Annotated in this window: 5 protein-coding genes and 1 pseudogene; 3 read left to right on the plus strand and 3 right to left on the minus strand. The window is 54.4% G+C overall.

What is annotated here, in order from left to right; genetic code table 11:
* On the plus strand, positions 1-256 hold a 256-nt coding region (locus tag G463_RS21155), incomplete at its 5' end, for an integrase core domain-containing protein (protein ID WP_035487927.1).
* Positions 257-591: 335 nt separating this feature from the next.
* Here G463_RS21155 and G463_RS0116840 read toward each other — a convergent pair.
* Positions 592-1,164: a nitroreductase family protein gene (locus G463_RS0116840; protein ID WP_026976071.1), complete on the minus strand. Its 573-nt coding sequence runs from the start codon at positions 1,162-1,164 to the stop codon at positions 592-594.
* Positions 1,165-1,285: 121 nt separating this feature from the next.
* Between G463_RS0116840 and G463_RS0116845 the strand changes: the two genes are divergently transcribed.
* Positions 1,286-2,404 carry a sensor histidine kinase gene (locus tag G463_RS0116845; protein WP_026976072.1) on the plus strand — a complete coding sequence of 373 codons (1,119 nt, stop codon included), beginning with the start codon at positions 1,286-1,288 and terminating at the stop codon, positions 2,402-2,404.
* 28 nt (positions 2,405-2,432) lie between these two features.
* Positions 2,433-3,080, plus strand: coding sequence for a response regulator transcription factor (locus tag G463_RS0116850; RefSeq protein WP_035487933.1), 648 nt, complete (start codon positions 2,433-2,435; stop codon positions 3,078-3,080).
* An 882-nt stretch (positions 3,081-3,962) separates the two neighbouring features.
* Here the strand turns inward: G463_RS0116850 and G463_RS0116855 are convergent.
* Both G463_RS0116855 and G463_RS23280 read right to left on the minus strand, forming a co-directional pair.
* Complete coding sequence (locus G463_RS0116855; protein WP_026976074.1) at positions 3,963-4,436, minus strand: P-loop NTPase family protein; 474 nt, start codon at positions 4,434-4,436, stop codon at positions 3,963-3,965.
* 234 nt (positions 4,437-4,670) lie between these two features.
* Positions 4,671-4,994, minus strand: a pseudogene (locus tag G463_RS23280) (IS4 family transposase); the annotation flags it as partial.

Genomic DNA, 4,994 nt, shown 5'->3' on the forward strand with positions numbered 1-4,994 from the left:
AGCGATGAAGGCCTGCCAAATCAACCACGAGCGGACGGGTTACAACAACCCCGATGCTGACGGATACATCGAGCGATTCTTCCGGTCGCTGAAGGAGGAGGAGGTCTGGCTGCAAGAATACAGCAGCTTTACCGAGGCGAAAGCGGCGATCGAGTCATACATTCACTTTTACAACACGGACCGACCTCATTCCGCACTAGGTTATCGGTCACCGTCGGAATTCAGAAACTGGAAAATGCAACAGAACGCAGCGTGAGACGGTTTTTATCTGAATTGTAAATCTATCATCTCTTTCTTAAAAGCCATCCCATCTGTCTTGACAATGTGGGGTTCAATACGCATGGCGCCAGGCCTGTCGCTGCTTCTGTCTGGTGGTTGTAGCCTCTGGGATGCGGGTGCTGTCAACCGTCAGAATGGTTACCCAGGCAGCGACGTTGTATACGCTGAGAAGGGTATGACCGAGTGAACTCTGTACCAGCGGAAGAAACAGCCTGACGAGCGTAACACCAGTGAGATCAATGTATAAACGAATTTGGTTAAGTTGGCGCCGGACGTGAGGCGCGAATCGGAATGAAGGTACGGTGGTGTTCATCATTCTGTATCCTCCCAACGTTGCCAGGACAGCAGGTGTTTCAGAGCATAGCGTTTGTGTTGGCACGTCGCTTGTCGTTTTATTTGGGCTAATGAGGTAGATAGAGGAGACACTGAGGGGTATCCAAGTCCCGTGATGACTACCACGCGATACTCAGATGGAATGCCTAAGCAGTCTTTCACAGCCGATTCGTCCCAGCCAATCATCTGCCTTGCCGTAATGCCGAGAATCTGTGCTTGATACACGAGGCTCATCATGGCCAAGCCGCAATCGTACAAATAATAGTCCTTTCCGTCGATCCGGTCATCGTCGTCCGGACATGCCACCTGGACAACCAGGCCTGCTGCGTGTTCGGCCCATCTGTTGGTGCGATGCAGGCAGTCGCTGAGCGCCCGGATGTTCTCGGGAGTTGTGACTGCAATGTATCTTGCGGGTTGATGGTTCCAGGAAGAAGGCGCCCTGCGCGCCGCTTCAAACAACAATTCCCACGCTTCACGGGAAATTTTCTGGTCTGTCCAGTTTGTCACGCTCTTCCGCTCTGCAATCTCGGGTGCCAATTGAAGTTGATCCATTGTTCTCACTCCTCATCTTGTTTCACCATCACTCGTGTGACCGTGATATTGTGATGATAGGTGAAAGGTAGGTCATATCGGGATTGACCGAAGTCACGGATTGGTCATATGGAGGTTGCTCATGTTCATCCGATCCTTTTTCGTTCTGCAGCGATTCTTTGGCTACGGCGTGGTGTTCCTGGGGCTCCTCTGGAACCACCTGGACCGACCGTGGTGGCAATGGCTAATTGGGATCTCTGCATGGATGTGGGGGACTCTAGAGCACTGGAAACGACCAGACGAGACACCGCGCGTGATGCGGCGAGGCGTGGGGGTCGAGGCTGGCATGATTGCCATTTGGGCGATCTCGTTTCACAACGCCTCGATCCTCTTCCTACTGATTTCTCCGGCAGCTAGGACGGGAATTCACCTAGGTTGGCGTGACAGCACTGTGACTACGGCCTGTTTTTCGGCGTTCGTGTTGACATCAAGGTTTGTACTGCCTCCGTCGGCGTGGATGCCGTGGGTCGAATTCGCGGCCGTCCTTGGGGCGTCAGGGTACAGTTTGGTGCTGGGAGAGTTGATCCGGGAACGAGACAGGCTCAGTAGGGAGGTCCAACTGTCCGCCTTTGACCGTGAACAACGGGCGAAGAATGAAGAACGCGTGAGATTGGCCGGTCAGTTGCATGACACAATGGGGCAGTACTGGACGGCAGTCATTCGGGCATTGGATGTCGCGGAACAGGTAACGGGGGACCAGCAACGAACGTTCATTGGCAAGGCCCGCAATGCCGCGTTGGAAGGGCTGTCGGCCATGCGAGAGGCAACGCACACGTGGAACGATGGCAGACAGACACCACGGGAGTGGCTGCAGTATGCGGAAGATGCACTTCGCCGACTGAGTGACTTCGTTGGCCTGGATACACAGTTTCACGCATCGGACATTGATTGGACGAGATTTGAGGACCGATTACGCGTGGCGGAATTGCTCGCGCGAGCCCTGATCGAGAGTGCGACCAATGCTATTCGACATGGTGCAGCCAGGCGTCTGGTTGCCGTACTGCGGTCGGATGATACGGAAGTGAGTTTGGTGGTGCGGGACGATGGTAGAGGTTTTGGCGCTGGACAGAAGGGGGAGAACGAAGGCATGGGGATTGCGACGCTTCGGTCAATCGCGGAAGAAGTGGGCGGGACACTCCGCATGGAGGCGGTTCGTGGTCACGGAACCATGATGATCTTGAGAGTCCCATATGCGTGGTGAACTATGGTTTAGGAATGGGAGGATCGGTATGATTCGCATAGGGATTGCCGAGGACCAAGCCCTCGTGCGGGAGAGTCTCGCCATTGTGCTGGGACTGCAACCGGACGTGGAAGTGGCGTGGACCGCCGTGAACGGCGCAGAGGCGGTCGATGCTGCGAATAGGGAACCCGTCGACGTCGTCCTGATGGACCTGCGTATGCCAGGCATGGATGGGGTCTCAGCCATGCGTGCAATTCGAACTCGGCATCCGCATGTGCAGATGATTGTCCTCACCACATTTCACCATGACGAGTGGATGATTGATGCACTCAATGCAGGTGCTGCAGCTTGTTTTCTTAAGGAGATTCCACCGCATTTGCTGATGGACGCCATCCGGCGGATTCTGTCTGCATCCTGGGTTCCGGAGGAGTGGTCTCCTGAGTGGCGGAAATACGCCCCGGAAATACAGTTTGAAGTGCGCGGTCGCTTTCGGGGAATGGCGATGGATACGCTGACGGCACGGGAGTTGGAGGTCCTGCGTGTTTTGTGCCAAGGGCGAACGAATGCGGAGATTGCGTCTGTCCTGTATTTGACGGAGGGAACGGTCAAAAATTACGTCTCAGGCATCTACAGTAAACTTGGAGTGAGGCATCGGGCAGACGCCATCCGCATTGCACGGGAAAAGGGACTTTGTTGAGCCCCTTCTTTTAATGCAGAATGAGAGAAAAACGTCGTAGGCATCGTATTCAACGCTGCCGCCCACCGACGAACGGACGGTGAGACGGGCTGAGTGATCGGACGGTTCCACCACGTTTGGAACTGGGCAGGCGCGAGGCATCCGGCCTTCCAAGTGGTCGCGGGGTTTCGATACCCATCGCCCTCTCCAGAGTAGAGACCGCCAACCTGCTCTTCGCTTGTATACACGCACACGAACAAACACACACCTACGCGCACGCGAGCATGTGCCTACCCGTGTCTACGTTGCTACACACAGAAAGGACACCTCTTGCCGGTTGCGGTCCGATCTGCACCCAAGCACCGCCCACGATATATGTCTCCTGCGCACGGAAAGGCACTTCTTCGGGTAGTCTCTGGGTGTCCGCGCCCCAACATAGCGGGCGGGTGCCAAGACCCCTCTACGTGGGCAAAAGAAACGTGTTTCCGTGTCAGTGGCCCCAACACGCAAGCGGGAGTCGGCGCACGAACGCGCAGGAGCGCGAACACACGTACACACGCGGGCGCACGTGGGTACCCACACAGGGACGAACGCGAGCACCAACGTGCTAACAGCACACTTGCCCAAACCAACTGGTTACCGCCTTGGTACTGTTGGCCGCAGAGTTGCCCTGTCCCAACCAGTTATTGCCCATGGCTCTGTTGCAGGGTGACAGCCAAGACGCCAGGTGACACATAAAGCGGAACCATCCGTCACCACCCGCCGACCGTTTCCGGCAGGGCGTCCGAACACAGGCGGTGACGCCGGTGACGTTTGTTTTCGGATCGTGGGGGCAATTTCACATTGCTAACCACACGGCTACCGATCTCCAACTCCTTCAATTCATGGGCGAAGGATACAATATTAAAAGCCGTACTTAAGCTTGCGTTGATTGAAGGCCATCTTCCCACCTTCAAGTATGTTGGCGGCTTTGTCCCGGACGTTTGGAACATCAATCGCACCCTGTGACTCAACCGGTATGTAGGCCTGACCGTCGTCTGACTCGAGGACGCCGATCCACTCTGCATCGCCAAACACAGGGATATTGGCATTGTGAGTTGCGAAGATGAACTGACGTGCAATCTTGGCTGACCGCAATTCCGAAACAATGCGGTCTGCTATAAAGGCATTGTCTAGATTGTCTTCAGGTTGATCCATGATTAATGGGTCAACGTTTGCCAGCAATAGTAAATGTAAAATTGCCGTGCACTGCTGCCCTGTGGAAAGTTTCTCCAATGGCTTGAAATTTTCTATACCCCCATGTGCCACATTGAGTTCGATATTAATGGAGTCCGGTAACTCTAGTTCTTCCAATTGTAGAATTTGTTCTGGAGTCAATCGACAAAGGGCATCTGCTACGAAAGGTGTTATATTCCAACCAGAACCTTGGAGGGCAGCAGACCCCTGCTGTATTAGCTCAGCAAGCTTTACGGGGGAGAAATCCTCAGCCTCCTCTATCCAACCAAGTCGCCCTTCACCGACCCCCTCTAACTTGCACGACAGAAGGAATTTAACGAGGGGACTACGGTTTGCTTCTGGTCTTATAGTTAACTTTACTCAAGTTTCGCACCCTTAGACAGCCAGCTTTTCCTTGATAGCGCTGGGTAAATGGGTGATAAACTGTTCAACAATCATGTCGATCACGGTGCCGTTATGAACATCTGCTGCCTCCATGATGGACCGTAGCAGTTCGATCAACAGACGCATGGCGTCGGCGAACCGGATGTCTTCGAGCTCGTCACAGCAGTCGAAGAAGAGAGCTCCTATCGTTCTTGGATCCTTCTCGTCCCGAGCAGCCGCCGACAACATGATGTATCGTGCGAAGACGATGGTGGTGTGGGCAAACATTTGGTCGTATGTCCGTCCCTGCAACTCTTTCGCCAGTCGAAGATGGGA

The organism is Alicyclobacillus contaminans DSM 17975, assembly GCF_000429525.1.
Classification (GTDB): Bacteria; Bacillota; Bacilli; order Alicyclobacillales; family Alicyclobacillaceae; genus Alicyclobacillus_A; species Alicyclobacillus_A contaminans.

Excerpts from the sequence above, each read along its gene's own strand:
- G463_RS0116850 (WP_035487933.1), top strand. The coding sequence starts at position 2,433 with ATGATTCGCATAGGGATTGCCGAGGACCAAGCCCTCGTGCGGGAGAGT.
- G463_RS0116845 (WP_026976072.1), top strand. The coding sequence starts at position 1,286 with ATGTTCATCCGATCCTTTTTCGTTCTGCAGCGATTCTTTGGCTACGGC.
- G463_RS0116840 (WP_026976071.1), bottom strand. The coding sequence starts at position 1,164 with ATGGATCAACTTCAATTGGCACCCGAGATTGCAGAGCGGAAGAGCGTG.